The following is a 980-nucleotide window of genomic DNA, read 5'->3' on the forward strand; positions in this document are numbered from 1 at the left end:
ACAATCAGGACATGGACCGGCGCTGACGGCCGCCCGAGCTCGGACAACAACACGATCGCCTTCGATCGCGATCTCGTCGACCATCAATCCTGAAGGAACCGGGCTGGCTGGCCGAAATCGCTGCTTCATCATGCTGATTCCTTCTGGAAACCAGCGTCAGAACAGCCCCAACGTGCAGCGAAACTGAGTCAGACCCAGCCTTCAACGCGATAAGGGGGCTGACCTTCAACGCGATTTGACACTTGAAGTCCTCGGTGAAGTTCGCTTTGCCCATCGGGGCCTCCTTGCCTGAAATTTAGGGAAGAAGGCGTCAAGGAATCCAGGGGCGGTTCAGACGACGGTGTTAGTCAACACCAATCAGCGATCGGGTATGGCAGAGGAAGCAGGCCAGCACTACGATCAACAGCAGGGCCGATGCCCATAACCAAAAGTCCAGGCGGCGCAGCATAGGTCATATCCGCAAACCGATTGAACCACTCGGCCAGCGGGTGGTTCCGGGGTCTCGACGGACAGGTTCACGCGATCCGGATCATCGCCAGATCCAGGTAGCGGGTCCATCGCGGAAGCCCGCACTGACCAGTATCGCGAGCCCCAAAAGTGCAAGGACGGCAGCGATAGCCTTCGAATTGAAAGGCAATGGCGTCTGCCCCCCGCTCTGGGTATCAGCTCACTGACACATTCAACTAACGCTGAGGTCCAGCCGATCTGTCTAGACGCTTGCCACGTTTGGGGCCTTTAACTTTTTTGTGGCCGAACCGCAGCGATTTCGAAATACCTGATCGCGTTTCCGCGTAAGCAGGAGCGACCAGCGGATAATCGAATGGCAGCCCCCATTTCGCCCGATATTGCTCAGGAGACAGCCCGTATGCCGTTCGAAGATGCCGGTCGTGTCCCTGCTGGTGGTGTAGCTTCGCAGAGCCACCGCGTGCCGGCTTTGGTCGGGCTGGTCAGGCGGCCACGGCTGGCAGGCTGACGATGGG

Annotated in this window: 1 protein-coding gene and 1 pseudogene; one reads left to right on the forward strand and one right to left on the reverse strand. The window is 58.7% G+C overall.

Annotated features, from left to right (window positions below; genetic code table 11):
• On the forward strand, window positions 1–187 hold a 187-nt coding region (locus tag ACFPN9_RS29610), incomplete at its 5' end, for a hypothetical protein (RefSeq protein WP_377818107.1).
• A 496-nt stretch (window positions 188–683) separates the two neighbouring features.
• Here the strand turns inward: ACFPN9_RS29610 and ACFPN9_RS29615 are convergent.
• Window positions 684–884: pseudogene (locus ACFPN9_RS29615) on the reverse strand (MucR family transcriptional regulator); the annotation flags it as partial.
• Between the last annotated feature and the right edge of the window lie 96 nt (window positions 885–980).

Origin of the sequence: Allobosea massiliensis, assembly GCF_042655245.1 — a bacterium.
GTDB lineage: Bacteria > Pseudomonadota > Alphaproteobacteria > Rhizobiales > Beijerinckiaceae > Allobosea > Allobosea massiliensis.